The organism is Microvirga lupini (assembly GCF_014191055.1).
Classification (GTDB): Bacteria; Pseudomonadota; Alphaproteobacteria; order Rhizobiales; family Beijerinckiaceae; genus Microvirga; species Microvirga lupini_A.
Genome location: NZ_JACHWB010000002.1, coordinates 42305 through 65354, shown reverse-complemented (window position 1 = coordinate 65354; position 23050 = coordinate 42305). Strand labels below are relative to the sequence as shown.

General features: G+C 64.1%; 22 protein-coding genes. 12 read left to right on the top strand and 10 right to left on the bottom strand.

What is annotated here, in order from left to right; translation table 11 throughout:
- Window positions 1-14: 14 nt before the first annotated feature.
- Both FHR70_RS07325 and FHR70_RS07320 read right to left on the bottom strand, forming a co-directional pair.
- Window positions 15-1487, bottom strand: a complete 1473-nt coding sequence (locus FHR70_RS07325) for an aldehyde dehydrogenase family protein (protein WP_425487849.1) — start codon at window positions 1485-1487, stop codon at window positions 15-17.
- A 13-nt stretch (window positions 1488-1500) separates the two neighbouring features.
- A complete protein-coding gene (locus tag FHR70_RS07320) occupies window positions 1501-3114 on the bottom strand; it encodes an ABC transporter ATP-binding protein (protein ID WP_183448678.1) in 1614 nt (537 codons plus the stop codon).
- Between the two features lie 137 nt (window positions 3115-3251).
- Between FHR70_RS07320 and FHR70_RS07315 the strand changes: the two genes are divergently transcribed.
- Entirely contained in the window at window positions 3252-4679 is a 1428-nt protein-coding gene (locus FHR70_RS07315; RefSeq protein ID WP_183448676.1) for an aldehyde dehydrogenase family protein, read from the top strand.
- Here the strand turns inward: FHR70_RS07315 and FHR70_RS07310 are convergent.
- Window positions 4663-6726, bottom strand: coding sequence for a sensor histidine kinase (locus tag FHR70_RS07310; protein WP_183448674.1), 2064 nt, complete (start codon window positions 6724-6726; stop codon window positions 4663-4665). The genes FHR70_RS07315 and FHR70_RS07310 overlap by 17 nt on opposite strands.
- A 112-nt stretch (window positions 6727-6838) precedes the next feature.
- Between FHR70_RS07310 and FHR70_RS07305 the strand changes: the two genes are divergently transcribed.
- From FHR70_RS07305 to FHR70_RS07295, 3 genes are all read left to right on the top strand, one after another.
- A complete protein-coding gene (locus tag FHR70_RS07305; protein ID WP_183448671.1) occupies window positions 6839-8647 on the top strand; it encodes an ABC-F family ATP-binding cassette domain-containing protein in 1809 nt (602 codons plus the stop codon).
- A 219-nt stretch (window positions 8648-8866) separates the two neighbouring features.
- Entirely contained in the window at window positions 8867-9136 is a 270-nt protein-coding gene (locus FHR70_RS07300) for a GIY-YIG nuclease family protein (RefSeq protein WP_343058787.1), read from the top strand.
- A 148-nt stretch (window positions 9137-9284) separates the two neighbouring features.
- Window positions 9285-10250 carry a DUF6454 family protein gene (locus tag FHR70_RS07295; protein ID WP_183448669.1) on the top strand — a complete coding sequence of 322 codons (966 nt, stop codon included), beginning with the start codon at window positions 9285-9287 and terminating at the stop codon, window positions 10248-10250.
- Window positions 10251-10277: 27 nt separating this feature from the next.
- Here the strand turns inward: FHR70_RS07295 and FHR70_RS07290 are convergent, their stop codons facing one another.
- The 4 genes from FHR70_RS07290 to FHR70_RS07275 form a co-directional block, all read right to left on the bottom strand.
- Complete coding sequence (locus FHR70_RS07290; protein WP_183450134.1) at window positions 10278-10493, bottom strand: dodecin; 216 nt, start codon at window positions 10491-10493, stop codon at window positions 10278-10280.
- A gap of 66 nt (window positions 10494-10559) precedes the next feature.
- Window positions 10560-11312, bottom strand: coding sequence for a tellurite resistance TerB family protein (locus FHR70_RS07285; RefSeq protein WP_183448667.1), 753 nt, complete (start codon window positions 11310-11312; stop codon window positions 10560-10562).
- 85 nt (window positions 11313-11397) lie between these two features.
- Complete coding sequence (locus tag FHR70_RS07280; RefSeq protein ID WP_183448665.1) at window positions 11398-11754, bottom strand: VOC family protein; 357 nt, start codon at window positions 11752-11754, stop codon at window positions 11398-11400.
- Window positions 11751-12770, bottom strand: coding sequence for a fumarylacetoacetate hydrolase family protein (locus tag FHR70_RS07275; protein WP_183448663.1), 1020 nt, complete (start codon window positions 12768-12770; stop codon window positions 11751-11753). The genes FHR70_RS07280 and FHR70_RS07275 overlap by 4 nt, the downstream gene beginning before the upstream one ends.
- Before the next feature lie 73 nt (window positions 12771-12843).
- On the opposite strand from FHR70_RS07275, the gene FHR70_RS07270 reads away from it, so the two are divergent.
- The 5 genes from FHR70_RS07270 to hppD all read left to right on the top strand — a co-directional run bounded on the left by FHR70_RS07270 (window position 12844) and on the right by hppD (window position 17136).
- The gene (locus FHR70_RS07270; RefSeq protein ID WP_183450133.1) at window positions 12844-13932 is read left to right on the top strand and encodes a TRAP transporter substrate-binding protein; all 1089 of its coding nucleotides are present in this window, start codon (window positions 12844-12846) and stop codon (window positions 13930-13932) included.
- 2 nt (window positions 13933-13934) lie between these two features.
- Window positions 13935-14702, top strand: coding sequence for a hypothetical protein (locus tag FHR70_RS07265; RefSeq protein WP_183448661.1), 768 nt, complete (start codon window positions 13935-13937; stop codon window positions 14700-14702).
- 106 nt (window positions 14703-14808) lie between these two features.
- The gene (locus FHR70_RS07260) at window positions 14809-15312 is read left to right on the top strand and encodes a MarR family winged helix-turn-helix transcriptional regulator (RefSeq protein ID WP_183448659.1); all 504 of its coding nucleotides are present in this window, start codon (window positions 14809-14811) and stop codon (window positions 15310-15312) included.
- Window positions 15309-15935, top strand: a complete 627-nt coding sequence (gene maiA / locus FHR70_RS07255) for a maleylacetoacetate isomerase (protein ID WP_183448657.1) — start codon at window positions 15309-15311, stop codon at window positions 15933-15935. The genes FHR70_RS07260 and maiA overlap by 4 nt, the downstream gene beginning before the upstream one ends.
- Window positions 15936-16020: 85 nt before the next feature.
- On the top strand, window positions 16021-17136 hold the full coding sequence (gene hppD, locus FHR70_RS07250; protein WP_183448654.1) for a 4-hydroxyphenylpyruvate dioxygenase: 1116 nt from the start codon (window positions 16021-16023) through the stop codon (window positions 17134-17136).
- Window positions 17137-17215: 79 nt separating this feature from the next.
- On the opposite strand, the gene FHR70_RS07245 is transcribed toward hppD, so the two are convergent.
- Together FHR70_RS07245 and FHR70_RS07240 are read right to left on the bottom strand one after the other, a co-directional pair.
- Complete coding sequence (locus tag FHR70_RS07245) at window positions 17216-18097, bottom strand: alpha/beta fold hydrolase (RefSeq protein WP_183448652.1); 882 nt, start codon at window positions 18095-18097, stop codon at window positions 17216-17218.
- A gap of 45 nt (window positions 18098-18142) precedes the next feature.
- Complete coding sequence (locus FHR70_RS07240) at window positions 18143-20188, bottom strand: lytic transglycosylase domain-containing protein (protein ID WP_183448650.1); 2046 nt, start codon at window positions 20186-20188, stop codon at window positions 18143-18145.
- Between the two features lie 190 nt (window positions 20189-20378).
- Here FHR70_RS07240 and dapA point away from each other — a divergent pair, with 190 nt between their 5' ends.
- The 3 genes from dapA to FHR70_RS07225 are packed head-to-tail and all read left to right on the top strand — an operon-like array spanning window position 20379 to window position 22330.
- The gene (dapA, locus tag FHR70_RS07235; RefSeq protein WP_183448648.1) at window positions 20379-21263 is read left to right on the top strand and encodes a 4-hydroxy-tetrahydrodipicolinate synthase; all 885 of its coding nucleotides are present in this window, start codon (window positions 20379-20381) and stop codon (window positions 21261-21263) included.
- 11 nt (window positions 21264-21274) lie between these two features.
- Window positions 21275-21748, top strand: a complete 474-nt coding sequence (gene smpB / locus FHR70_RS07230) for an SsrA-binding protein SmpB (RefSeq protein ID WP_183448646.1) — start codon at window positions 21275-21277, stop codon at window positions 21746-21748.
- A gap of 51 nt (window positions 21749-21799) precedes the next feature.
- Window positions 21800-22330 (top strand): glycine cleavage system transcriptional repressor, encoded by a 531-nt coding sequence (locus FHR70_RS07225; RefSeq protein WP_183448638.1) that lies wholly within the window; start codon window positions 21800-21802, stop codon window positions 22328-22330.
- A 57-nt stretch (window positions 22331-22387) separates the two neighbouring features.
- Here FHR70_RS07225 and FHR70_RS07220 read toward each other — a convergent pair whose 3' ends face one another.
- Window positions 22388-23032 carry a LabA-like NYN domain-containing protein gene (locus FHR70_RS07220; RefSeq protein ID WP_183448636.1) on the bottom strand — a complete coding sequence of 215 codons (645 nt, stop codon included), beginning with the start codon at window positions 23030-23032 and terminating at the stop codon, window positions 22388-22390.
- Between the last annotated feature and the right edge of the window lie 18 nt (window positions 23033-23050).

The window sequence follows — 23050 nt, the reverse complement described above, 5'->3', positions numbered from 1 at the left end:
AGGGTGATCTCTTCCTATCCGTGCGCGATGACGAGTGTTCTGGTCGTCGTGAACTCGATCAGGCCCTCGAATCCCTTCTCGCGGCCGTGGCCCGAGCGGCCGAAACCGCCGAAGGGCAGCTCGATGCCGCCGCCGGCGCCGTAGCAGTTCACGAAGACCTGGCCGGCGCGCATGGCGCGGGCGACGCGGGTGGAGCGCATGCCGTCCCGGCTCCAGACGCCTGCCGCTAGGCCGTATTGCGTGCCGTTGGCGAGCCGGATCGCCTCCGCCTCATCGTCGAAGGGCGTCGCGACGAGGACCGGACCGAAGACCTCTTCCTGGGTCAGGATACTCTCGTGCGGAACAGGGGCCAGGAAGGTCGGCGCCACGTAATAGCCGCCGGGAGGCGCATCGAGCGCCACCACGCCCTCGCCGACGACCGTGAGACCCTCGTTGCGGCCGCGCTCCAGATAGCCGAGGACGCGGCGCTGCTGCGCCTGGTTGATCATGGGGCCGAGATCGGGCTCGTGCTCGGGATGGCCGGCGCGCAAGGTCCGGAAGCGCTCGGACACTGCATCGACCACATCCTGGAAGATGCCGCGCTGGATCAGCAGGCGGCTGCCGGCCGAGCAGGTCTGGCCGCCATTCTGGATGATGGCGTTGACGAGGGTCGGCAGGGCCCGCTCCAGATCCGCATCGTCGAACACCACCTGGGCCGACTTGCCGCCGAGTTCGAGGGTCACGCCGACGTGGTTCTGCGCCGCCGCAACCTGAACGGCCGTGCCGGTCTCGGGGCTGCCCGTGAAGGACAGGAAGTCGATGCCGGGATGACCGGCGAGCGCCGCGCCCGCCGTGCGGCCGAGGCCCGTCACCACGTTGAGAGCCCCGTCCGGAAAGCCGACCTCATGGGCGAGCGCCGTCACGCGCAGGATCGTCAGCGAAGCGTCTTCCGCGGGCTTCACCACCGTGGCGTTGCCGGCGGCGAGCGCCGCGCCCACCGAGCGGCCGAAGATCTGCATCGGGTAGTTCCAGGGCACGATGTGCCCCGTCACTCCATGCGGCACCCGCTCGACGCCGATGAAATGGGTGTTGAGATATGGGATCACATCGCCATGCAGCTTGTCGGTGGCGCTGCCGTAAAATTCGAAATAGCGGGCGAGCGCGATGGCATCGGCGCGCGACTGGCGCAGGGGCTTGCCGTTGTCGCGGCTCTCCAGAGCCGCGAGCTCGTCCGCATGGGCCTCGACGACAGTTGCGAGCTTCATGAGCAGCCGCCCGCGTTCTGTGGCCGTCAACCTGCCCCAGGCACCGTCGAAGGCGGTGCGGGCGGCCTTCACGGCATCATCGATGTCCTGCATTGTGCCGGACGCGATGCGGGCGAACAGCGTGCCGTCGACGGGCGAGAATACGTCGAGTGTCATGCCATCGGAGGCAGGGCGATTCCGTCCGCCAATGAAATTCTGGAACATCATGTTGGGCGCGACCGTGGCGCTGACCTGATCGTTCACGGGTGTTTTCTCCCTAAGTCATTGTATGCATGCCCGGCACGGCGGCCAGGAGCTGGCGGGTATAGGCATCCCGCGGATGCGCAAAGAGTTGCGCGGTTTCGGCCATTTCCACAATCCGACCTTTTTGCATGACTGCCACGCGGTCGCAGATCTGGGCGGCGACCCGTAAGTCGTGGGTGATGAACAGAATGGCAAGGCCGAACTCGGCCTGCAGGCCTTTCAAAAGCTTCAGAATCTCGGCCTGAACCGAAACATCGAGGGCCGACACGGCCTCATCGGCCACCAGCACGTCCGGCCTCATGGCGAGCGCGCGGGCGATGCCGATGCGCTGGCGCTGGCCGCCGGAGAATTCGTGAGGATAGCGCTCGATGGCCTGTACTGGCAGCCCGACCTTCTCCAGCAGGAGGCGCGCATCGTCGAGAGCCTTGGCCGGATCCGTCCCCTGCGTGACCGGCCCCTCGGCGATGATGCGGCCCACCGTGCGGCGCGGATTGAGGGAGGCGAAGGGATCCTGAAACACCATCTGGATCTTGCGCCGGTGGGGCCGCAGGTCGCGCTGGGACAGGGTGCCGAAGGGAAGATCGCCAATGGTGATGGCGCCGCCGTCCGGCTCGATCAGCCGCAGCACGCAGCGCCCGACCGTCGACTTGCCGGAGCCGGATTCGCCGACGAGCCCGAGCGTCTCGCCGCGACGGATGTCGAAGCTCACCGCGTCGGCCGCCTGGACCTCGCGGCTTTTGCGGAAGAAGCCGCGGCCGCCATAGGTTTTGGTGAGGTCGTGAACCTTCAGGGCGATGGGTTCGCCAGCCAGCGGTTTGGGGGCAGGGAGCGTCAGCGAGGGCACCGCTGCCAGGAGGCGCTTGGTATAGGCGTGCTTCGGGCGGGTGAGCACCTCTTCGACAGGTCCCTCCTCGACGAGTTCGCCCTGCTGGAGCACGGCGACCCGGTCGGCGATCTCGGCCACCACGCCGAAATCGTGGGTGATGAACAGCACCGCCGTGCCGTGCTTGCGGCGCAGGTTGTCGATGAGCTTGAGCACCTGGGCCTGGGTGGTCACGTCGAGGGCGGTGGTCGGCTCGTCGGCGATGAGGAGCTTCGGCTCGAGGGCCAGCGCCATGGCGATCATCACCCGCTGGCGCTGACCGCCGGAGAGCTCGTGCGGATAGGCTTTGGCGATCAGCTCCGGGTGCGGCAGGTGCACTTCGCTCAGGAGGTCGAGCACGCGTTCTTCGCGCTCGGCGGGCGTGAGCAGACCATGGGCCCGGAAGGTCTCGGCGATCTGGTCCGCCACCCGCATCACCGGGTTGAGCGAGGTCATCGGCTCCTGAAACACCGTGCCGACCTCGCGGCCCCGGACATCGCACCAGCCGGCCTCGTCGAGACCGAGTAGATCGCGCCCGCCGAGCCTGATCGACCCTGACAAAACCTTTACGCCGCCCGGCAGCAGCCCGATGGTCGCCATGGCGGTCATGGACTTTCCGGAGCCGGATTCGCCCACCACGCAGAGGGTCTCGCCCGGATTGATGGAGAGCGACAGGTCCCGGATTGCATGCCGGCGATCGGCCAGGGCTGGCAACCCGATGGAGAGGTTCTCGATCGACAGCACGGGGGAGGGGCTGCTCACCATGGTTCTCCTGCGGGAGGGGTCAAAGGGTTATCCTTGCGATCTCTCACGCCCCGTCAATCCATCCCGAGCGCTGCCGTGTTGAGAATGATGTTTCCTCCGCCATATCATGGCCTGGAATCCAGAGGAGCCCCCGACCCGTGCACGACGCCGTTCCCCATCTGGCCAGAGACCGGCTGCAGGCCTGCTTCAACGTCCAGCAGCGTGCCTGGACGGAGCAGGGCGCTCTGTCTCCCGAACGGCGTGACGAAGGTCTCGCGACGCTCGCCGAGGCGTTGGTGCGCCATGCCGAAGGCTTCACGAAGGCCATTGCGAAGGATTACGGACATCGCTCGCCGCATGAGACGAAGCTCGCCGATCTCTATCCAGTGATCGCAAGCCTTCGCCATGCGCGCAAAAAATTCCGCCGTTGGATGAAGCCGCGGCGTCGTCCGATCCAGTGGATGTTCCAGCCCGGCTCGGGGCGAATAATCTACCAGCCGCTCGGCGTGGTCGGCATCGTGAGCCCGTGGAACTATCCGGTCCAGCTCGCGCTCTCGCCGCTGGCGGGAGCGCTGGCGGCGGGCAACCGGGTCATGATCAAACCCTCCGAGATCACGCCACGCACCTCCGCGCTCATGGAGGATGTGATCGCGCAGGTCTTCGATCCGGCGGAGGTGGCCGTGGTGCAGGGCGGGCCCGATGTGGCGCGGGCGTTCACGCATCTCCCGTTCGACCACCTGCTCTTCACCGGCTCCACTTCGGTCGGGCGCCAGGTCATGCAGGCGGCAGCCGAGAATCTCGTGCCGGTGACGCTGGAGCTGGGAGGGAAATCGCCCGCGCTGATCGCAGCGGATTATCCAATTGAGAAAGCGGCAGAGCGGATCGCCGTCGGCAAGCTGTTCAATGCCGGCCAGACCTGCATCGCGCCCGATTACGTGCTGGTGCCGCGCGACAAGCAGGAAGCCTTCGTCGCATCCTATCAAAATGCGGTCTCGACGCTGTATCCGACCCTTGCGGCCAATCCTGATTATACCGCAATCATCAGCGAACGGCATCATGCGCGCCTTCATGACCTGATCGCCGATGCGCGGGAGCGTGGCGCACAGGTGCAGGAGATCAATCCGGGCGGCGAGGTGCTCAACGCGGCGCATCGGAAGCTCGCGCCCGTCGTGCTGACCGATGTGCCCGACAACGCGCAGATGATGCAGGAGGAGATCTTCGGCCCCATCCTTCCGGTGGTGGCTTATTTCGATGTGGAGGACGCCTGCCGCTTCATCGGCGCGCGTCCGCATCCCTTGGCGCTCTATCTGTTCAGCCACGACAAGCCTCTCACCGAACGCGTTCTCGCGCAGACACGATCCGGCGGCGTCGCGATCAACGACACGCTGCTGCATTGCGTGCAGGAGGAGCTGCCCTTCGGCGGCGTGGGGCCGAGCGGCACGGGAGCCTATCACGGTGAGGCGGGTTTTCGGACCTTCAGCCATGCCCGTTCGGTGTTCCGTCAGGCGCGCTTCAACGGGGCCGGCATGACGAAGGCGCCCTATGGCAGCCGTATGAACCGCCTGCTGTCTATGCTGCTGCGCTAGTCGCCGGGGTCAGCGGAACGGAAATGTCGTAGGCGACGCCGCTCTCCCCGAAGTTCAGCACCATGTAGCCGCCCAGTTCGCCCTCGATGCTGCGGCGGATGAGGCGCGAGCCGAAGCCCTGGCGCTTGGGCGGCGCGACGGGCGGCCCACCGCTCTCGGTCCAGTGGATGCGAAGCTGCGTCGGACGATCCTCGCCCTCGATCACCGACCATGTCACCTCAAGATGGCCCGCATTGGTCGAGAGCGCGCCGTATTTGGCGGCGTTCGTCACCAGCTCGTGCAGGACGAGACCGAGATTGATGGCGTAGCGCGCCGGCAGCTTCACATCGGGCCCGTTCAGCAAGACCCGCTCGTCACCGGTCTTGCGGTAGGGAGCCAGTTCCTGCTCGGCCACGTCGCGCAGCTCCGCCTCGCGCCAGGATTGCCGCGTCAGGAGGTTGTGAGTTTTCGACAACGCCAGAAGGCGCCCTTCGAAGGCTTCCCTGAACTGCCCCGGCGTCTCCGTCGTGCGCAGGGTCTGGGACGCGATGGACTGCACGGTGGCCAAGGTATTCTTCACCCGGTGGTTCAACTCGTTCAGGAAGAAGCGCTGCTGCTCCTCCGCGTGTTTCTGTTCGGTGATGTCCTGTAAAATGCCGACGAAGTAGACGGGTCTCTTCTGAATGTCGCGGAACACGCGACCTTTGGAGTTGATCCAGCGGATGGTCCCGTTCTTGTTGCGGATCCGATACTCGTCCTCGTAGTCGCCACGGTTCTGAATGGCATTCCGCCACTTCTCGATCACACGCTCCGTGTCGTCGGGATGCAGGAGATCCCGCCAGGTCTTGGGGTTCATCGTCGTCGTGTTTTGGGCAATCCCGATCATGGACGCGGCCTGACTGGACAACCCGCCGACATTCTTGTCAGGGTCGTACCACCAGGTTCCCATATGCCCGGCCTCCAAGGCGAGGCGGGCCCGCTCCTCGCTCACCTGAAGGGCCTGCTGGCGCTCGGCGACATCGTCCATGAGGTCGTTGAAGGCCTTGGCCAGGATGCTGAACTCACCCGACTTTCTCGGCAGCGCGATCCGGGCTCCATAATCGCCTCGCCGCCAGGCCTGGATGCCGTCCGTCACCATCTCGAAGGGTTTGGTGATGAAGGCGCGGCTGAGAAGTGCCGACAGGGACAAGGCCAGGATGAGCGCCGCCGTGATCAGCATGAAACCCCGGCGGGCAGCCTGGTTGATGGACGCGAAGGCGGCTTTTGTCGACAACCCGACATTGACGTAGATATCCCTCGGCGGGGGCTGCTTCGGCACATGAGCGAGAACGCGTCTCGCCCCATCGGGGAGGGTGCTTGGCGCGGTTCTGATTTCTTTCGCTCTCGACTGAGCCAGAAATTCCTGCGGCAGCAGCTTGCCCAGGAAGCGCTCGGGCTGGGGTTCCTGCACGAGCACGATGCCGTTCCGGTCGGCGACGGTCACCGATCCGTTCTCCGGCACGGTGCGCTGCTTCAGCTTCTGGCTGAGCCATCTCAGATCGAGGGCTGCGGCAAGCACGCCGACCACATCGCCTCTGTCGTTCCAGATCGGCAGGGCGAGAGGCAGAACCGGATGCGGTCCCAACCCGCCTTCCGTGAAGGCCGGAGTAAATTCGCCGACGACAAATCCCTTTTGGCCCAAAGCGTTATGGAAATAAGGCCTGTCTGCAAAATAGTGCTGGGTATCGACGGTGCCGGTCGGTCGGCAGCGGATGTGCCCGCTGATGTCCATAGCAACGAAGGACAGGATATAGGGTACCTTCTCCTGAATGGCCTTCAGGTAGGGGCTGCAGACGGGGGTGTCGAAGTTGCGGATGGACTGCGTTTCATCGATGGCAAGCAGAAGGCCCTGGACGCCGTCGAGGATCCTTTCGATTTCCGCACCCACCAGCTGAGCCTGTCGGATGGCGAGGTCATTCACCTCCGCTTCCCGGGCCCGGCGCAGGGAGACTTCAGTGTAAGTCCAAATGACGATGGCCGGCAGAACCGAAATCAACGCCAGAAGGAGCAGACGCTTCGTCAGTGTCATGCAAACGCTCAGCTTAACCTCAGCAGGGGAGCACAAAGACGGGAGAGCGTCCACCCCGTACCATTCCTGAGCGGCCTTGCATCTGCGACGAAGAGGTGTCAGGGGAGCAGGAATGGCGCTTCCTCCTCTTCTGACCCTCCAGGACATTGCTCTCACGTTCGGCGGCACGCCCCTGATCGAGAGCGCGGACCTGTCCGTTGCCCCGGGCGAGCGGGCCTGTCTCGTGGGCCGCAACGGCTCGGGCAAATCCACCCTGTTGAAGATCGCCGCAGGGCTCATGGAGGCCGACCGCGGCAAGCGGTTCGTGCAGCCGGGAGCCACCGTGCGTTACCTCGCCCAGGAGCCGGACCTCTCCGCCTATCCCACCACGCTTGCCTATGTGGAAGCGGGTCTGGGACCTGGCGACGAGCCCTACCGGGCGCGCTACCTGCTGGAGCAGCTGGGGCTGACTGGTGAGGAAAAACCGGCTGACCTCTCCGGCGGCGAGGCCCGCCGGGCGGCACTGGCCCATGTGCTGGCGCCCGAACCGGACATCCTGCTCCTCGACGAGCCCACCAACCACCTGGACCTGCCCGTCATCGAATGGCTCGAGGGCGAGCTGAAGGGTCTGCGCTCGGCGCTCGTGCTCATCAGCCACGACCGCCGCTTCCTGGAGAGCCTCTCCCAGGCGACCGTCTGGCTCGACCGGGGCCGCACCCGCCGCATGGATCGGGGCTTCGCTCATTTCGAGGAGTGGCGCGATCAGGTGCTGGAGCAGGAAGAGGCCGAGCACCACAAGCTCGGACGCAAGCTCGTGGCAGAGGCCGACTGGCTGCGCTACGGCGTGACCGCCCGGCGCAAGCGCAACGTGCGCCGCCTCGGCAACCTTCACGCCATGCGCCAGCAATACCGCGACCGCAACCGCGCCGTCGGCACCGTGACCATGAGCCTCGCCGAGGCCGAGCAGTCCGGCACCCTCGTGGTCGAGGCGGAAGGCATCTCGAAGGCCTATGACCGGCCCATCGTGACGAACCTGTCCTTGCGCGTCCTGCGCGGGGACCGGCTCGGCATCATCGGGCCGAACGGCGCCGGCAAGACCACGCTCATCAACATGCTCACGGGTGTTCTGGAACCCGATACGGGCCGCGTGCGCCTCGGCTCCAACCTGCAGATGGTCACCCTCGACCAGCGCCGGGCGAGCCTCGACCCCGATGCCACGGTCGCGGAGACGCTTACCGGCGGGCGGGGCGACACCGTCACCATCGGCGGTCAGACCAAGCACGTGATCGGCTACATGAAGGACTTCCTGTTCTCGCCCGAGCAGGCCCGCACCCCCGTGGGCGTGCTCTCGGGCGGCGAGCGCAACCGCCTCATGCTGGCCCGCGCCCTGGCGCAGCCCTCGAACCTGCTGGTGCTCGACGAGCCTACCAACGACCTCGATCTCGAGACCCTCGACCTGCTCGAAGAGATGATCCAGGATTATTCCGGCACGGTCATCCTGGTGAGCCACGACCGCGACTTCCTCGACCGCACGGTCAGTTCCGTTCTCGTGTCGGAAGGCGAGGGGCGCTGGCTCGAATATGCGGGTGGCTACACCGACATGGTGGCCCAGCGCGGGCACGGCGTGCAGGCGCGAGTCGTCGAAAAGGAGGTTCGGCCCAGGAGCGCCGACAAGCCAGCCGCGGCTGCTCCGGCGCCGAACAAGCGCAAGCTTTCTTTCAACGAGCAGCACGATCTCAAGACCCTGCCCAAGCGCATGAGCGAGATCGAGGCCAAGATCGCCAAGGTGCAGGAAATCCTCGCCGACGCAGATCTCTATTCCCGCGATCCGGCCCGCTTCCAGAAGGCCATGGATGCGCTCACGCAATTGCAGACGGAACTACACGCAGCCGAAGAGCGCTGGCTGGAACTGGAGATGCTGCGGGAGGAGCTGGAGGGGTAGGCTGTTCCCTATAGCTCAAGGATTGCTACACGATCCGTTCTTCAGGAATAACCCCTCGACGTCATCACCGGCCTTGTGCCGGTGATCCCGATTCTGTGAGGCGCGGTGCTTTTCTGATCGGGATGGCCGGCACAAGGCCGGCCATGACGGAGAGGGGAGCCAGTTGCTCCTTGCAAGAAAGTAAGCCAGCCTCACGTCATGAGACTGTATTAAGTATACATACTCGCGAGCCGGCCCGGCGGCGCTCTATATGTCGGAGTCACCAACAATCTGGCGCGACGCGTATGGGAGCACAAAGCTGGGCGCGGCAGCGATCATGCGCAGCGCTATAAGATCAACCGGCTCGTCTATTACGAGAGCTATCCGAGCATTGCAGATGCTATTCAACGCGAGACTTCAATCAAGCACTGGCCTCGTTCCTGGAAGACTAACCTGATCCTTGAGATGAACCCAATATGGCGCGATCTCTATGAGGAGCTGAACGCCTGATCATTCTTCCAATCGGGATGGCCGGGACAAGCCCGGCCATGACGGGGGAGGGTGATGATGTGAATCTAAAGGCTGACATGGTTGCTGGCTTCACTAAAGTGACATCACCCGCTCGCTAGAAGCGGATCGTCACCGATGGAGGAGCGCGATGAAATGCTTTTCGAGACGTCATCTCACTATTGTTGTGGCTGCCCTTTCCCTTATGGCCTTGCCCGCAGTCTCAAACGCCGCAGAGCCTGATCGCGATGCCCTCGCCGAACGGGTCACGAAGCTGTCGCGCGGCACTCAGTGGAAGCCGGTTTCGGCGGTGCCGATCAACTTCATCACCCACCACCCGCAGGGAATGGTGAAGATCGGCGATACCTTGTTCGTGTCCTCCGTCGAGATCCAGCAGCCGACAAAGCGTTTCCCGCAGCCGGTGGACGGCTATGACCGCGACGCGGGTGCCGGCGTCGGTCACCTGTTCAAGCTCGACATGAAGGGCAATCTCATCGCCGACATCACCCTCGGCGAAGGCACGATCTACCATCCGGGGGGAATCGATTACGACGGCAAGTACATCTGGGTCCCCGTGGCGGAGTATCGGCCGAACAGCCGCTCCATCGTCTACCGCGTCGACCCGGAGACCATGAAGGCGGAAGAGATGCTCCGCTTCGCAGACCACGTCGGCGGCGTGGTGCACAACACCGACGACAAGTCCCTGCACGGGGTGAGCTGGGGTTCGCGGCGCTTCTACCGTTGGTCGCTCGGTGGCGACGGGAAGCCCACCAACGCTAGCGAAACGCCCGAGAATCTCAGGGCGCTCAACACCTCGCACTACCTCGATTACCAGGACTGCAAATACGTCGGCAAAAGCCGCATGCTGTGCTCTGGCGTGACGGAAATGCGGGTCACGCCCGACGCCGCGCCGTTCCGCCTCGGCGGGCTCGACCTTGTCAACCTCGCCGACGGGCGTCCGCTGTTTCAGACACCGGTGCTGCTCTGGACCGCGTCCGGAATGGACATGACCCACAACCCGGTCTGGATGGAGGCGAGCGACGAAGGGATTCGCGGCTACTTCATGCCCGATGACGACAAGTCCACGCTTTACATCTACGAGACCGAGGTGAAGTAGGACACGGACGAGAGCGGGGGCAGCCCGTCAGCTGCCCGCTTCCAGCGTGAACCCGGCCTTGAGCACCACCTGATAATGGCGCACCTCGCCGTCCTCCACATGGCCGCGGGTCTGGACGACCTCGAACCAGCGCAGGTTTCTCAACGTTTCGCTGGCCCGCCGGATCGCGGTCTGAATCGCATCCTCGATGCTGGTCTCGGACGAGCCGACGAGTTCGACGATCTTGTAGACGTGGTCGCTCATGAGGGGCTCCATGGGTTGGGGAGAGACGAGGCTCCATGGCTGTCCCATGGAGCCTCCTGGGTCGGTTCAGGCTCCCGTGCCGGTGGCGACCGTCTGGCGAACGGCGCCGAGCTGCGCATCGAGGTGCGTGACCAGATCGGCCGGAAGGTCCAGGAGCGCCACGAGGCGGTCGAGATAGGCTTTCTCCTCCGGCGTGTCCGCGTCTCCGATCGCCACCCGCGAGGCCACGTAAAGCTCGGCGGCCTGCTCCTTGGTTTTCGGCAAGCGGGCGATAGCGGCGGCATCGGCAGGTTTCGCCATCATGTCGAGCAGGAAGCCCTTCTCCTCGTTGCCGAGGCCGAGCTGCTGGATCTGCTCCTGGATCCGGGTGCTTTCCTCGCCGTCCAGATGCCCATCGGATTTCGCCGCCGAGATCATGGCCTGCACGAGGGCGAGGCCCATCTCGTGGCCGTTCTTGTCCTTCTCCTCCTCGAGGTGGAAGCCGCTGCCGGCTGGCGGCTGGGCAGGCACGCTTCCAGGCCGCCCGGCACCCGGCGCCTGATTGGCCTGCCAGTCCTGGTAGGCCTTGAAGGCGACGCTCGCGAGCACTGCGAGGCCGCCGGCCTTCATGAGCGAGCCGCCGGCGGAGCGCCCGGCGCGGGAGCCCAGGATCAGGGACAGGAGGCTTCCCGCCGCCAAGCCGCCCATGCCGCCGGGGATCTGCGAGCCGAGGCCGCCTGACTCGCCCAGCATGCCGCCAAGGCCGCCTTGCTGCGGCTGACGCCCCCCAAGCGAGCCCTGGCTGCGCATGAGGCCATCGAGGATGCTGCCGAGATTCATAAGTGTTCTCCCTGTGCTGAGGATTTGCATCAGGGAAAAGGCAGGTCATTTCCAAGAGTTCCGCACGGCGTCGTTCACCGATTGGTCAGCCCTGCATGAACTCGATCCGGTTGCCCACCGGATCATCGACATGAAAGCGCCGGACGCCCGGAATGGCATCGTCCCAGGCAGGATGATGTCCCGCTTCGAGCAGAAGCCGCGCCAGGGCATCGAGGTCGGCGACGGCAATGGCCGGATGCGCCTTGCGGGCTGGGCGGAAATCCGTCTCGACGCCGAGATGGATCCGCACCGAACCGCTCTCCAGCCAGAGACCGCCGCGCTTGGCGAGGCCAGTGGGCTTCGGCACTGCCGTCATGCCGAGCAGGCCGGTATAGAACGGCCTGCACAGGTCATCCGCGCCTTCGGGGATGGCGAGCTGAACGTGATCTAGGCGCAGCGTCACGCCTCTTTGCGGTAGGCCTGGACCTCCTGTTCGATGGCGCCGAAGATCGAGTGGCCGGCCTGGTCCTTCATCTCGATGCGGATCGTGTCGCCAAAGCGCATGAACGGCGTTCTAGCCTCGCCATGGACGAGCGTCTCCACCGTGCGTAGCTCCGCCAGGCAGGAATAGCCCAAGCCTCCCTGCTCGATGGCTTTGCCCGGTCCGCCGCCCTCGTCCTTGTTGGAGACCGTGCCCGAGCCGATGACCGTGCCGGCCCCGAGCGGCCGGGTCTTGGCCGCATGCGCGATCAGGGTCGGGAAGTCGAAGGTCATGTCGACCCCAGCATCCGGCTTGCCGAATGGCTTGCCGTTGAGGGTGGAGAGCAGGGGGAGGTGCAACTTGCCGCCGTCCCAGGCGTCGCCCAGCTCGTCGGGCGTGACCGCCACCGGCGACAGGGTGGAGGAGGGCTTGGCCTGGAAGAAGCCGAACCCCTTGGCAAGCTCGCCTGGGATAAGGTTGCGCAAGGAAACGTCGTTGACGAGAACAACCAGCTTGATGGCCGCCGCCGCCTCCTCGCGGCTGGCCCCCATGCGCACGTCGCCGGTGATCACCGCCACCTCGGCCTCGAAATCGATGCCGTGCGCTTCGTCGGCCGCCGGGATTGGGTCGCGCGGGCCGAGGAAGGAGTCAGAGCCACCCTGATACATGAGCGGGTCGGTCCAGAAGGAGGCCGGCATCTCCGCCCCACGGGCTTTGCGCACCAGCTCCACGTGATTCACATAGGCCGAGCCGTCGGCCCATTGATAGGCGCGGGGCAGGGGCGAGGCGCAATCATGCTCGTGGAAGCGGAAGGCAGGGACCGAGCCGTGCTCGAGCTGTTCGGCCAGGTCGCGCAGGCGAGGCTCGACTTTTTCCCAATCGTCCAGGGCTTGCTGGAGCGTCGGAACAATGAAAAATGCATCCGTCGCGCGAGTCAGGTCCTTCGAGACGACGACGAGGCGGCCATCACGGCCTTGATTGAGGGAGGAGAGCTTCATTGCCACCGACCGGGTTGTTATGGTCCATTCAACTTGCAACGAAATGCTTTCCGGGGAAACGCCAATGACAACGATGAAGAGAAGAAACTTTCTGAAGGGCGCAGGCCTCGCCGCGGCGGCCGGTACCGTGGCGGCTCCCGCGATAGCCCAGAGCATGCCGGAAATTCGCTGGCGTTTGACCTCGAGCTTCCCGAAATCCCTCGACACCATCTTCGGCACCGCCCAGACCTTCGCCAAGTACATGGCGGACGCGACCGACGGCAAGTTCCAGATCCAGGTCTTCGCCCCGGGCGAGATCGTCGGCGGCCTTCAGGCCATGGACGCGGTGCAGAACGGCTCGGTGGAATGCGCCCATACTCCGACCTATTACTGGGTCGGCAAGGAGCCGGCGCTGGGCATGGGCACGGGGCTGCCCTTCAGCCTCAATGCCCGCCAGCTCCACTCCTGGTGGCACTTCGCCGGCGGCAAGGAGATCATCAACGAGATCCTGGCGAAGTATAACTGTACCTCGCTGGTCTGCGGCAATTCCGGCACGCAGATGGGCGGCTTCTTCCGCAAGGAGATCAACACCGTCGAGGATCTGAACGGCCTGAAGTTCCGCATTGGCGGCCTCGGTGGCATGGTGCTGGCCAAGCTCGGCGTGGTGCCGCAGCAGGTCGCGCCCGGCGATGTCTATCCGGCGCTCGAACGCGGCACCCTCGATGCGGCCGAATTCGTCGGCCCCTACGACGACGAGAAGCTCGGCTTCCTGAAAGTGGCCAAATACTACTACGCCCCCGGCTGGTGGGAGGGCGGCGCCATGCTGCATCTCGTGGTCAACCAGCAGAAGTGGAACGAGCTGCCGAAGCACTATCAGGCCATCATGTCCAACGCCTGCGAGGCGGCGAACAACTGGATGCTGGCCAAGTACGACGCGGTGAACGGCCAGGCGCTGCGCCGCATGGTCGGCGCCGGCGCAGAGCTGCGCACCTTCTCCCCGGCGATCATGGAGGCTTCTCTCAAGGCCGCCAATGAGCTCTACGCGGAACTGTCCGCCAAGGATGCGAACTTCAAGAAGGTCTACGATTCGATGGTGGCCTACCGCACCGACGTCCTGCCTTGGTGGCAGCTCAACGAATACGCCTTCGACACCTTCATGATCCGCACCCGCGGACGGTCGTAACCATGAGGCCCTGTCAGGCGAGACTCGTTTCTCGCCTGACAGCCATTCTCACCTGTCTTGCTTCTGCCGCTGCGATTCTTCTTTCTCCCATCGCAGCGGCTCAGGACCTCACCATTCCGGAGGTCGTTTATCCCAGCCTCGCGCGACAGGCCGAGGCGGCGGAAGGCTTCGTTCCAGCAGGATGGCTGCTTGAGGTGCAAGTGTCTGGCGATCTCAACCGGGACGGCCGTGCCGATCTGGTCCTGGTCCTGCGCCAGAACGACCCTGCCAATGTGATCAAAGACTTCGAAGGGTTGGGCGAGAAGCCGTTCGACACCAATCCTCGCATTCTGGCTGTCGCTTTTCATGATCGGAGTTCAGGCAAATTCGGCCTGCAGCTTGAGAACCACACGCTCATTCCCCGCCGCATAGAGCCCGCCGCCGACGATCACTTCGACAAGGAGAGCGGGATCGCCCTCTTAAGGGACAGTTTTCAGGTGCGACTGAACTGGTGGATGAGTGCGGGAGGGTGGGAGACGTTCAACACGACTTATACATTCCGGCATAGATCCGGCCGCTTTGAGCTGATCGGCTACGACCGAAATGCAACTCATCGCGGTAGCGGCGACACGACGTCTGTCAGCATCAACTATCTGACCCGAAAAGTGAAAAGGACGACGGGCCATATCAGCCGCGACACCCAGAAAGTCCGTTGGCAAACGCTCCCGCAGGGGTCTGCGCCCACGCTTGAGAGCATCGGCGACGGGCTGAGCTTCGAGCCCGAGACCTGATCCAACCATTTCGGAAGCAAGGCTGTCTTGACGTTTCGTCAGGTAAATCTAGTTGCCCGTGCAACGAATCCTGCTATTGGTTGCAATGGCAACAATCGGAATGGCGATGGCGAGCGGATCTGCAGCGAGGAAGCCGGCCCCCGAGCCCCTGGTGGTTCTGGAGGAGTTTCTGCCCTATCGGCTCAACGTGCTCGCCGGGCTGACCTCAAGCGCGCTGGCCCAGATCTATGCCGAGCGGTTCGGCCTCTCAATCCCGGCATGGCGGGTCATCGTAACCCTCGGGCAATATGAATGCCGGACGGCCAGGGACATGGCACCCGATGGCGTCATGCACAAATCGACGGTCTCGCGGGCGGTTTCAGCACTCGAGAAGCGTGGGCTCGTCAAGCGCCGCCCGAACCTGGACGATCGCCGCGAGGAATGGCTCGCCCTGACGCCGGAAGGACGGGCGATCTATGAGGCGGTGGCTCCGGAAGCCCTTGCCGTCGGAGAGCGCCTGCTTTCGGTGCTGACGCCCCAGGAGCAGCAGACGCTCTCCGCCTTGATCGACAAGCTCACCCGGCAGGCGCGATTGCTGGCGCCGCAGGATGCGGAGGGGGAAGAGGCGTGAGGCTCTACACCTATTTCCGTTCATCCGCCGCCTACCGGGTCAGGATCGCGCTCAATCTCAAGGGCGTCTCCTACGAATCCGTGCCGGTGAACCTTCTGAAAGGGGAGCAGCGCGAAGCGGGCTATGCGGCGGTCAACCCGCAAAAGCGCGTGCCCTCCCTCGACATCGGCGGGACGACGCTGATCCAGTCGCCCGCCATTCTCGAATATCTCGATGAGGCATATCCAGAGCCGCCGCTGCTGCCGGTGGGCGCCGTCAACCGGGCCAAGGTCCGGGCCATTGCCAGCCTGATCGCCTGCGATATCCACCCGCTCAACAATTCCGGAACGCTGGCCTACCTCAAGAAACGCCTCGGGCACGATCAGGCTGCTGCGGACGAGTGGTATGCCCATTGGGTTCGCGAAGGCTTCGATGCCATCGAGACCCTGCTTGGGCCGGGACCCTACGCCTTCGGGTCCAAGATCACCCTGGCCGATGTCTATCTCGTGCCGCAGGTCGCCAATGCGCGGCGCTTCAATGTCCCGCTCGATGCCTATCCGAAGATCGTCGCGGTCGATGCGGCTTGCGCCGCACACAAGGCTTTCCAGGACGCCGCGCCAGCAAACCAGCCCGACGCTGCCTGACGAAGAATCGCATCCGCCGAACGGCGAATGCATTGGTGTTACACGCAAAAGCCTCCCTCACCGGAGGCATGACAGGAGGAAGACCATGGGACCGTTCCCGCATGATGCGCCCCCGGCCACCATTTCCGAAGAGAACCCGATGGGGACGGATGGCTTCGAATTCGTGGAATATTGTCACCCCGATCCGCAGGCCCTCGACCGTCTCTTCAAGACCATGGGCTTCAGCGTCGTGGCCAAGCACCGGTCGAAGAACGTGCTGCTCTACCGGCAAGGCGACATCAACTTCGTCGTCAATGCCCAGCCCGGTTCCTTCGCTGAGCGTTTCGCGGCCCAGCACGGGCCGTCTGCGCCGGCCATGGCCTTCCGTGTTGCCGATGCGAAATACGCCTACGAGCGCGCGCTCTCCATGGGTGCGAAGCCCGTACAGACCCAGGTCGGACCCAACGAACTCGAGATCCCGGCGATCGAGGGCATCGGCGGCCTGCAGATCTACTTCGTCGACCGCTACGGCGCGAAGGGTTCGATCTATGACGTCGATTTCGAGTGGCTGGGCGAGCCCGATCCGAAGCCGAAGGGCGTCGGTCTCTATTATATCGATCACCTGACCCACAACGTCTATCGTGGGCGGCTGAACGAATGGGCGGGCTTCTACGAGCGCCTCTTCAACTTCCGCCAGATCCGTTATTTCGACATCGAGGGCAAGCTCACGGGTCTGCATTCCCGCGCCATGACGAGCCCGGACGGCAAGATCCGCATTCCGATCAACGAGGATGCGGGCGAGACCGGGCAGATCGAAGAGTATCTCCAGGAATACAAGGGCGAGGGTATCCAGCACATCGCGCTGGGATCGCATGACCTCTATGAATCCATCGAGACGCTCATCGATGCCGGTCTCGAATTCATGCCTGCGCCGAACGAGATCTACTACTCGCGGGTCGACAAGCGCCTTCCGAAGCATGAGGAGCCTCTTGACCGTCTCAAGAATAACGGCATCCTCATCGACGGGGAGGGCGTGGTCGAGGGCGGCTTCACGAAGGTGCTGCTCCAGCGCTTTGGCAAGACGGCCATCGGACCGATCTTCTTCGAGTACATCCAACGCAAGGGCGATGACGGATTCGGCGAGGGCAACTTCAAGGCTCTCTTCGAATCCATCGAGGAGGATCAGATTCGCCGCGGCGTGATCGGCCCGAAGGTCGCCTGATCTTCGCGCTAAACGTCAAAAGAGGCCGGACGCGTTCCGGCCTCTTTTTGCGTTCGGCAGGTCTCTACGAGTTCACGCTTCAGGCGGAATTCTCCACTGACAGGACAAAGTGTTCGATTGTCTGTGTGAGGTTGCCATCGAGGGCAGGGGCGTGGCCCTGACCGGGAACCGTGATCGCCGTGAGCCGTGGGTGTCTGTCCTGCATCGCCTCCACCGTTGTGGCCGACAGCAGGTCCGAATGCTCCCCGCGGATGACGAGAAGCGGGAACGGCTTCAAGCCTTCGAAGAGCGGCCACAGATCGGGCAGGGGTGCCTGTGGATCTGCTGTCTCGAGCGTCTTCATCAGGTTCGGGTCGTAGTTCAGAATGAGTTGGCCTTCGCTCTCACGCCATGTGACTCGGGCCAAGGCCTGCCATTGGTCGTCGGTGAAGGCGGAAAATTCCGTTCCCGAGGTCTGGCGCAGGATCTGCACGGCCTCGTCCATGGTGCGGGGCGTCGGCAACTTGCCGACATATCCGCGAATTCGCGCGAGCCCTGCGGCTTCGAGCACGGGACCGATATCGTTGAGGACCGCACCTGCGATCAATGTGGGGCGGACCGCACTCAAGGCCATGGTGATCAACCCGCCACGGGACGTGCCGACGAACACCGCCTTCTCGATTCCCGCTGCCGTGAGAACCTGCAGGACGTCGTTCAGCTCGATCTTGACGTCGTAATTGCGCCAGTCCTTGTCCCAGTCGGAGCGGCCGCGGCCGCGATAGTCCAGAGAGAGGACACGGCGGGGCTGCGACGCGTCGCGGCTCAGAGCCACAGCAAGCTCGTGAAAATCTTCGGATGACCGCGTGAGGCCAGACAGGCACACGACCGGCAAGGCACCGGCCGTGCCGGGATCATAGTCTCGGGCGTAAAGGCGCAGCCCGTCGGCTGCGGACACAAAAAGATCCTTATAGGTGTCGCTCATCTCAATCCATGGTCATGGGGTACGGATGAGCGGCATCTTGCATGACTAGTTGGTGCTTGTCGCGTCCGCCGTTGCCGGAGCCGCCGGAGCCGATTTCTCTTTCAGGCGTTGCCGATAGACCCTCAGATTCTCGAGAACGCGCTGCACGTAATTGCGGGTCTCATAGAAGGGGATGCGCTCGACCCAATCGACCTCGTCCACGTCCGGCTTGCGGGGGTCGCCGTAGGAGCGGACCCATTTGATCACGTTGCCGCCGCCCGCATTGTAGGACGCGAAGGCAAGGATATGGGAGCCCTTCCAATCCTCCATCAGCTCGCCGAGATGGGCCGAGCCGATCTTGGCGTTGTAGGAGGGGTCCTCGATCAGACGCTTCAGATCGAAGCCGACACCGAAGCGCTTGGCCGTCCTCTTGGCGGTCTCCGGCATGAGCTGCATGAGGCCGCGCGCGCCGGCGCTGGAAACGGCGCGTGGATTGAAGGCGCTTTCCTGGCGGGCGATGGCATAGACCATGGCGGGCTCCACCTCGTCCCCGACGGGCTGGAAGTCCGGGATGGCCGCGAGCGGATAGGCATGCTGATCGAGAGGGAAGCCTCTTTGCAGGGCCATCTTGCCGATGGCGAGAACAGCCCGGGGGTTCTGCTGCGATGTGGCGAGACTCGCGAGCGCATCGAGCTGACCAGGGTCGCTCAAGGTCTGGGCAAGATCGGAATAGAGGCCCATGGCCAGATCCGGCTCGCCGAGCTGCTGCAGCAGCTGCAGTGCCTGGACCGGAACGAGGGCGTCGAAAGCCTTGCGCTCGCTCTCTGTCAGGGGGGCGACCTTCCTCAAGGCGATGGTCCGACCGAGCTTTTCCTGGGCCAACTGCCCGTAATAGGTCGTGGGCTGGTCGGCGGCGCGCTCATAGAACAGGCGAGCGTTCTGAGCCTCGCCGGCCGCCTCCGCCGCACGGCCCTGCCAATAGGCGACGCGGGACATGGAGATGGGGGTCGAAGCCGTCTTGGCGACGGCTGCGAAGTGCTGTGAGGCTTTCGAAGGTTCGTTCAGGAAGCGCAGGGCGATCCAGCCGGCATGGAACTCCGCCTCGATTTGCTGCACCGGCGACTCGGCCGCATGGTGGCTCGCGACCTCGTAGGCCGTCTTGGCATCGCCCTTGTCGAGAAGCTCACGGGTGATCAGGCGCTGCTCGGCCCACCACTCGTCGCCATCGACCCGCAGTTCCGGATCGCGCGGCGCCTGCATGATGATGCCGGCGGCCTCGACCAGGTTGTTGCTGCGGCGCTGGAGCAGTGCGCGGGAGAAGAGATAGGACGGGTCGCCGCGCAGGGAGGCCGGTACGGCCGCAAAAGCCTTCTGGGCTTTCTTCTTGCCCTGGAACACGGCCATGCGCGCCTTGACGAGAAGCTCGTAATCCTTGCCCGCGTGACCCGCGGCCCGCTGGGCTCCGCCCCAGTTCTCCTTCAGGAGCAGCCGCTCCATGCGGAAACGGTGGTCGGCCCGGGTCAGGACTCCGGGAAATTGGTCGAGGATGCGGCGCTCCATGTCGGGACCGAACGTATCCTCGCGCCACACATGGCGGATCTTCTCATGGGCTTCCTGCTCAAGGCCATCCGCCTTCAGGGCGAAGGCGAGGGCGATCCGCCCGCCTGTAGTGACAGGAGCCTGGTTGGAAAAGAAGAAGCGGACTTGGGGCGGCGACCGGCGCTCGGCCAGCAGGGCATCCTCGCTTCTGCGCCGGATCTGATTGGTGAGGGGCCAGTCCGGATAATCCTTCCGGAAGGCCATGATGCGGTCGAAGGTGACGGGCGTGCCGCTGCGGATCCCGTACCACTCGCTCAGGGCCCGGGCGGCCGGCTGGGTGAGCTTGGTCTTGAGGATCTCGGCCTCGGTCAGATCGTTGTCCCGATAGGCCTTGAAGATACCCGGCAGATGATCCAGGTCTCCCGGCACTGGATTGGCCGGAACGAAGGTTTCCAGGGTGCTGGTCTGAGGCGTTTCAGTCTTCGGAAGGGACGTCTCGGTGGCCTGGACCGCGAGGGTGGAGAGTTGGACAAGCGCGACGGATGTCAGAAGAAGACCTTTGAGAAGACGCATGTTGAGGCTCACCCGCAGTCCCCTTTGCTGTCGCCCGCATCGCATTGTGACGACGTTTCTCTTGAGGAAACACTAAGAGCCGAGCTAGGACAACTCCCCGAAGGAACGTTTGCGCCCATGCGCCGCACCCCCTATGTGTTAAACCCTTGTGGCCTCTAGGACCCGGCGCAATTTACCCCGAGGAAGATTCATGACCCAATTCAAAGGCTCCATCACGGCCCTGGTGACCCCCTTCAAGGATGGCGCCGTGGATGAGGCTGCGTTCCGGTCCTTCATCAACTGGCAGATCCAGGAGGGCACCAGCGGCCTCGTGCCCGTGGGCACCACCGGCGAGAGCCCGACGCTGAGCCACAAGGAGCATGACCGGGTCATCGAAATCTGTGTCGAGGAGACCAAGGGCCGGGTGCCGGTGATCGCCGGTGCCGGCTCCAACAGCACAGCGGAGGCGGTCGCCTTCTCCAGGCATGCGGAAAAGGTCGGCGCGGATGCGGTGCTCATCGTCACGCCCTACTACAACAAGCCGACGCAGGAAGGCCTCTACCAGCACTACAAGGCCATCAACGACGCCATCGGCATTCCGATCATCATCTACAACATCCCCGGCCGTTCCGTGATCGACATGTCGGTGGAGACCATGGCGCGGCTCTATGAGCTGAAGAACATCGCCGGCGTGAAGGACGCCACCGCCAACATGGCCCGGGTGAGCCTGCAGCGGCAGATGATGGGGCCGGATTTCATCCAGCTCTCCGGCGAGGATGCCACGGCTCTCGGCTTCATGGCTCATGGCGGACATGGCTGCATTTCCGTCACTTCCAACGTGGCGCCGCGCCTCTGCGCCGAGATGCAGAACGCCTGCCTGAACGGCGATTACGCCTCGGCCCTGAAGGTGCAGGACCGGCTCATGCCCCTGCACACCAATCTCTTCATCGAGACGAACCCGACGCCCGTGAAATACGCCGCGTCGCTGCTCGGTCTCATGGGGGATGACGTGCGCCTGCCGCTGGTGCCCGCCTCCGACAACGCAAAGCAGGCCGTTCGCTCGGCCATGGTCCATGCGGGCCTGATCAACGCTTAAAAAAAGAGCTCATGGCAAAAGACCCGAAGAGTCCGAACCGCGTCGTCGCCGACAACAGGAAGGCGCGGTTCAACTACGAGATCATCGATACCTACGAGGCCGGGATCGCGCTCACCGGCACGGAGGTGAAATCCCTGCGCCAGGGCAAGGCGACCATCGGTGAGGCTCATGCCGGGCCTTCGGGGGAGGAGTTCTACCTCTTCAACGCCTACATCCCCGAGTACCTGCAGGCCAATCGCTTCAACCACGAAACCAAGCGCCCCCGGCGCCTGCTCCTGCACAAGCACCAGATCAACAAGCTGATCGGCGCCACGCAGCGGGAGGGCTTCACGGTGATCCCGCTCAAGATCTACTTCAACGACCGCGGGCGTGCGAAGGTGGAACTCGGCCTCGGCCGGGGCAAGAAGCTGCACGACAAGCGCGAGACGGAGAAGGAGCGCTCCTGGAACCGTGAGAAGGCTCGCCTCATGCGCGAGAAGGGCTGACGCAGCGGCAATGTGCGCTAGATGTCCTCCGGTCTGTTCAGGAGGGAAGACATGGCGTCCGTGGCTCTGGTGTCGGTTCTTGGGCCTGATCGGGTTGGGCTGGTTGCGGCCATCGCCGAGCACCTTTTCAACATCGGCGTGAACCTGCGGGACACGACCTTTGCGTCCCTCGGCTCCGGGGCCGAGTTCGTGGCCCTGTGCGAACTCCCGTCCGAGATGACGGCTGCCGACGTGGAGGCCGGCCTCAAGCAGCTTGCGGAACTTCAGGGCGCCGAGATCCGGGCCGTTCCCTATGCTTTCGATCCAAGCCCCGGTCCTGCCGGAAGCGTCACCCATCGGATCGCCATCAGCGGCGGCGATCAGCTTGGCCTCGTGGCTCGGCTGGCCGAGGTATTCAAGCAATACGAGGCCAATATCGTGCGCCTCGAGGCACGAAAGCTGCCGGAAGCAGAGGGCGGGCTTTACGTCACGCGTTTCGCGGTCTCGATTCCGCCCGGGCAAGCGGACCTGTGCCTCGCCACGGTCAGCAACACCGCCGGTGCGCTGGGTTTGAGCTGCCAGGTGGAAGAGAGTTCGCTCTGATCCGAAACGACGATGGCCGGGACAAGCCCGGCCATGTAGCTGCTCTGTTCGATTGCGTCAGATATCGAACTCGTCATCCTGCGGCTGGCGGATGCCGTAGCGGCTTTCAAGCGCGCCGCTGCGCGGCTGCGGGCGCTGGCGCTCACCGTTCTCGTTCATCGGACGCTGCGGGCGATCCGAGGGATCGCGGCCGATCCGGGAGGCGAGCTGCGACAGGTCTAGGAACTCGTCCGCTTGGCGGCGCAGCTCATCGGCCACCATCGGCGGCTGCGTGGTGACGGTGGACACCACCGAAACCCGAACGCCGCGGCGCTGCATGGCCTCGACGAGGGAGCGGAAGTCGCCGTCGCCGGAGAACAAAACCATGTGATCGATATAGGGCGAGAGCTCCAGCGCATCGATGGCGAGCTCGATGTCCATGTTGCCCTTGACCTTGCGGCGGCCGGCAGAGTCGACGAATTCCTTCGTGGGCTTCGTGACCACGCGGTAGCCATTGTAATCGAGCCAGTCGATCAGCGGGCGAATGGAAGAATATTCCTGATCTTCTACAAGGGCCGTGTAGTAAAAGGCACGCACGAGCGAGCCGCGACCTTGGAACTCCTTCAGCAGGCGCTTGTAATCGATATCGAAGCCGAGGGTCTTGGTAGTAGCGTAGAGGTTGGCGCCATCAATGAAGAGGGCGATCCGCTGCTGGCCTGACATAAGTATTCTCTATCTGTG

What these genes read in the sequence shown, in the direction of transcription:
- FHR70_RS07320 (WP_183448678.1), bottom strand. Translation starts at nt 3,114, where the DNA reads ATGGTGAGCAGCCCCTCCCCCGTGCTGTCGATCGAGAACCTCTCCATC.
- FHR70_RS07310 (WP_183448674.1), bottom strand. Translation starts at nt 6,726, where the DNA reads ATGACACTGACGAAGCGTCTGCTCCTTCTGGCGTTGATTTCGGTTCTG.
- FHR70_RS07305 (WP_183448671.1), top strand. Translation starts at nt 6,839, where the DNA reads ATGGCGCTTCCTCCTCTTCTGACCCTCCAGGACATTGCTCTCACGTTC.
- FHR70_RS07295 (WP_183448669.1), top strand. Translation starts at nt 9,285, where the DNA reads ATGAAATGCTTTTCGAGACGTCATCTCACTATTGTTGTGGCTGCCCTT.
- FHR70_RS07290 (WP_183450134.1), bottom strand. Translation starts at nt 10,493, where the DNA reads ATGAGCGACCACGTCTACAAGATCGTCGAACTCGTCGGCTCGTCCGAG.
- FHR70_RS07285 (WP_183448667.1), bottom strand. Translation starts at nt 11,312, where the DNA reads ATGAATCTCGGCAGCATCCTCGATGGCCTCATGCGCAGCCAGGGCTCG.
- FHR70_RS07275 (WP_183448663.1), bottom strand. Translation starts at nt 12,770, where the DNA reads ATGAAGCTCTCCTCCCTCAATCAAGGCCGTGATGGCCGCCTCGTCGTC.
- FHR70_RS07270 (WP_183450133.1), top strand. Translation starts at nt 12,844, where the DNA reads ATGAAGAGAAGAAACTTTCTGAAGGGCGCAGGCCTCGCCGCGGCGGCC.
- FHR70_RS07265 (WP_183448661.1), top strand. Translation starts at nt 13,935, where the DNA reads ATGAGGCCCTGTCAGGCGAGACTCGTTTCTCGCCTGACAGCCATTCTC.
- FHR70_RS07260 (WP_183448659.1), top strand. Translation starts at nt 14,809, where the DNA reads ATGGCGAGCGGATCTGCAGCGAGGAAGCCGGCCCCCGAGCCCCTGGTG.
- hppD (WP_183448654.1), top strand. Translation starts at nt 16,021, where the DNA reads ATGGGACCGTTCCCGCATGATGCGCCCCCGGCCACCATTTCCGAAGAG.
- FHR70_RS07245 (WP_183448652.1), bottom strand. Translation starts at nt 18,097, where the DNA reads ATGAGCGACACCTATAAGGATCTTTTTGTGTCCGCAGCCGACGGGCTG.
- FHR70_RS07240 (WP_183448650.1), bottom strand. Translation starts at nt 20,188, where the DNA reads ATGCGTCTTCTCAAAGGTCTTCTTCTGACATCCGTCGCGCTTGTCCAA.
- dapA (WP_183448648.1), top strand. Translation starts at nt 20,379, where the DNA reads ATGACCCAATTCAAAGGCTCCATCACGGCCCTGGTGACCCCCTTCAAG.
- smpB (WP_183448646.1), top strand. Translation starts at nt 21,275, where the DNA reads ATGGCAAAAGACCCGAAGAGTCCGAACCGCGTCGTCGCCGACAACAGG.
- FHR70_RS07225 (WP_183448638.1), top strand. Translation starts at nt 21,800, where the DNA reads ATGGCGTCCGTGGCTCTGGTGTCGGTTCTTGGGCCTGATCGGGTTGGG.
- FHR70_RS07220 (WP_183448636.1), bottom strand. Translation starts at nt 23,032, where the DNA reads ATGTCAGGCCAGCAGCGGATCGCCCTCTTCATTGATGGCGCCAACCTC.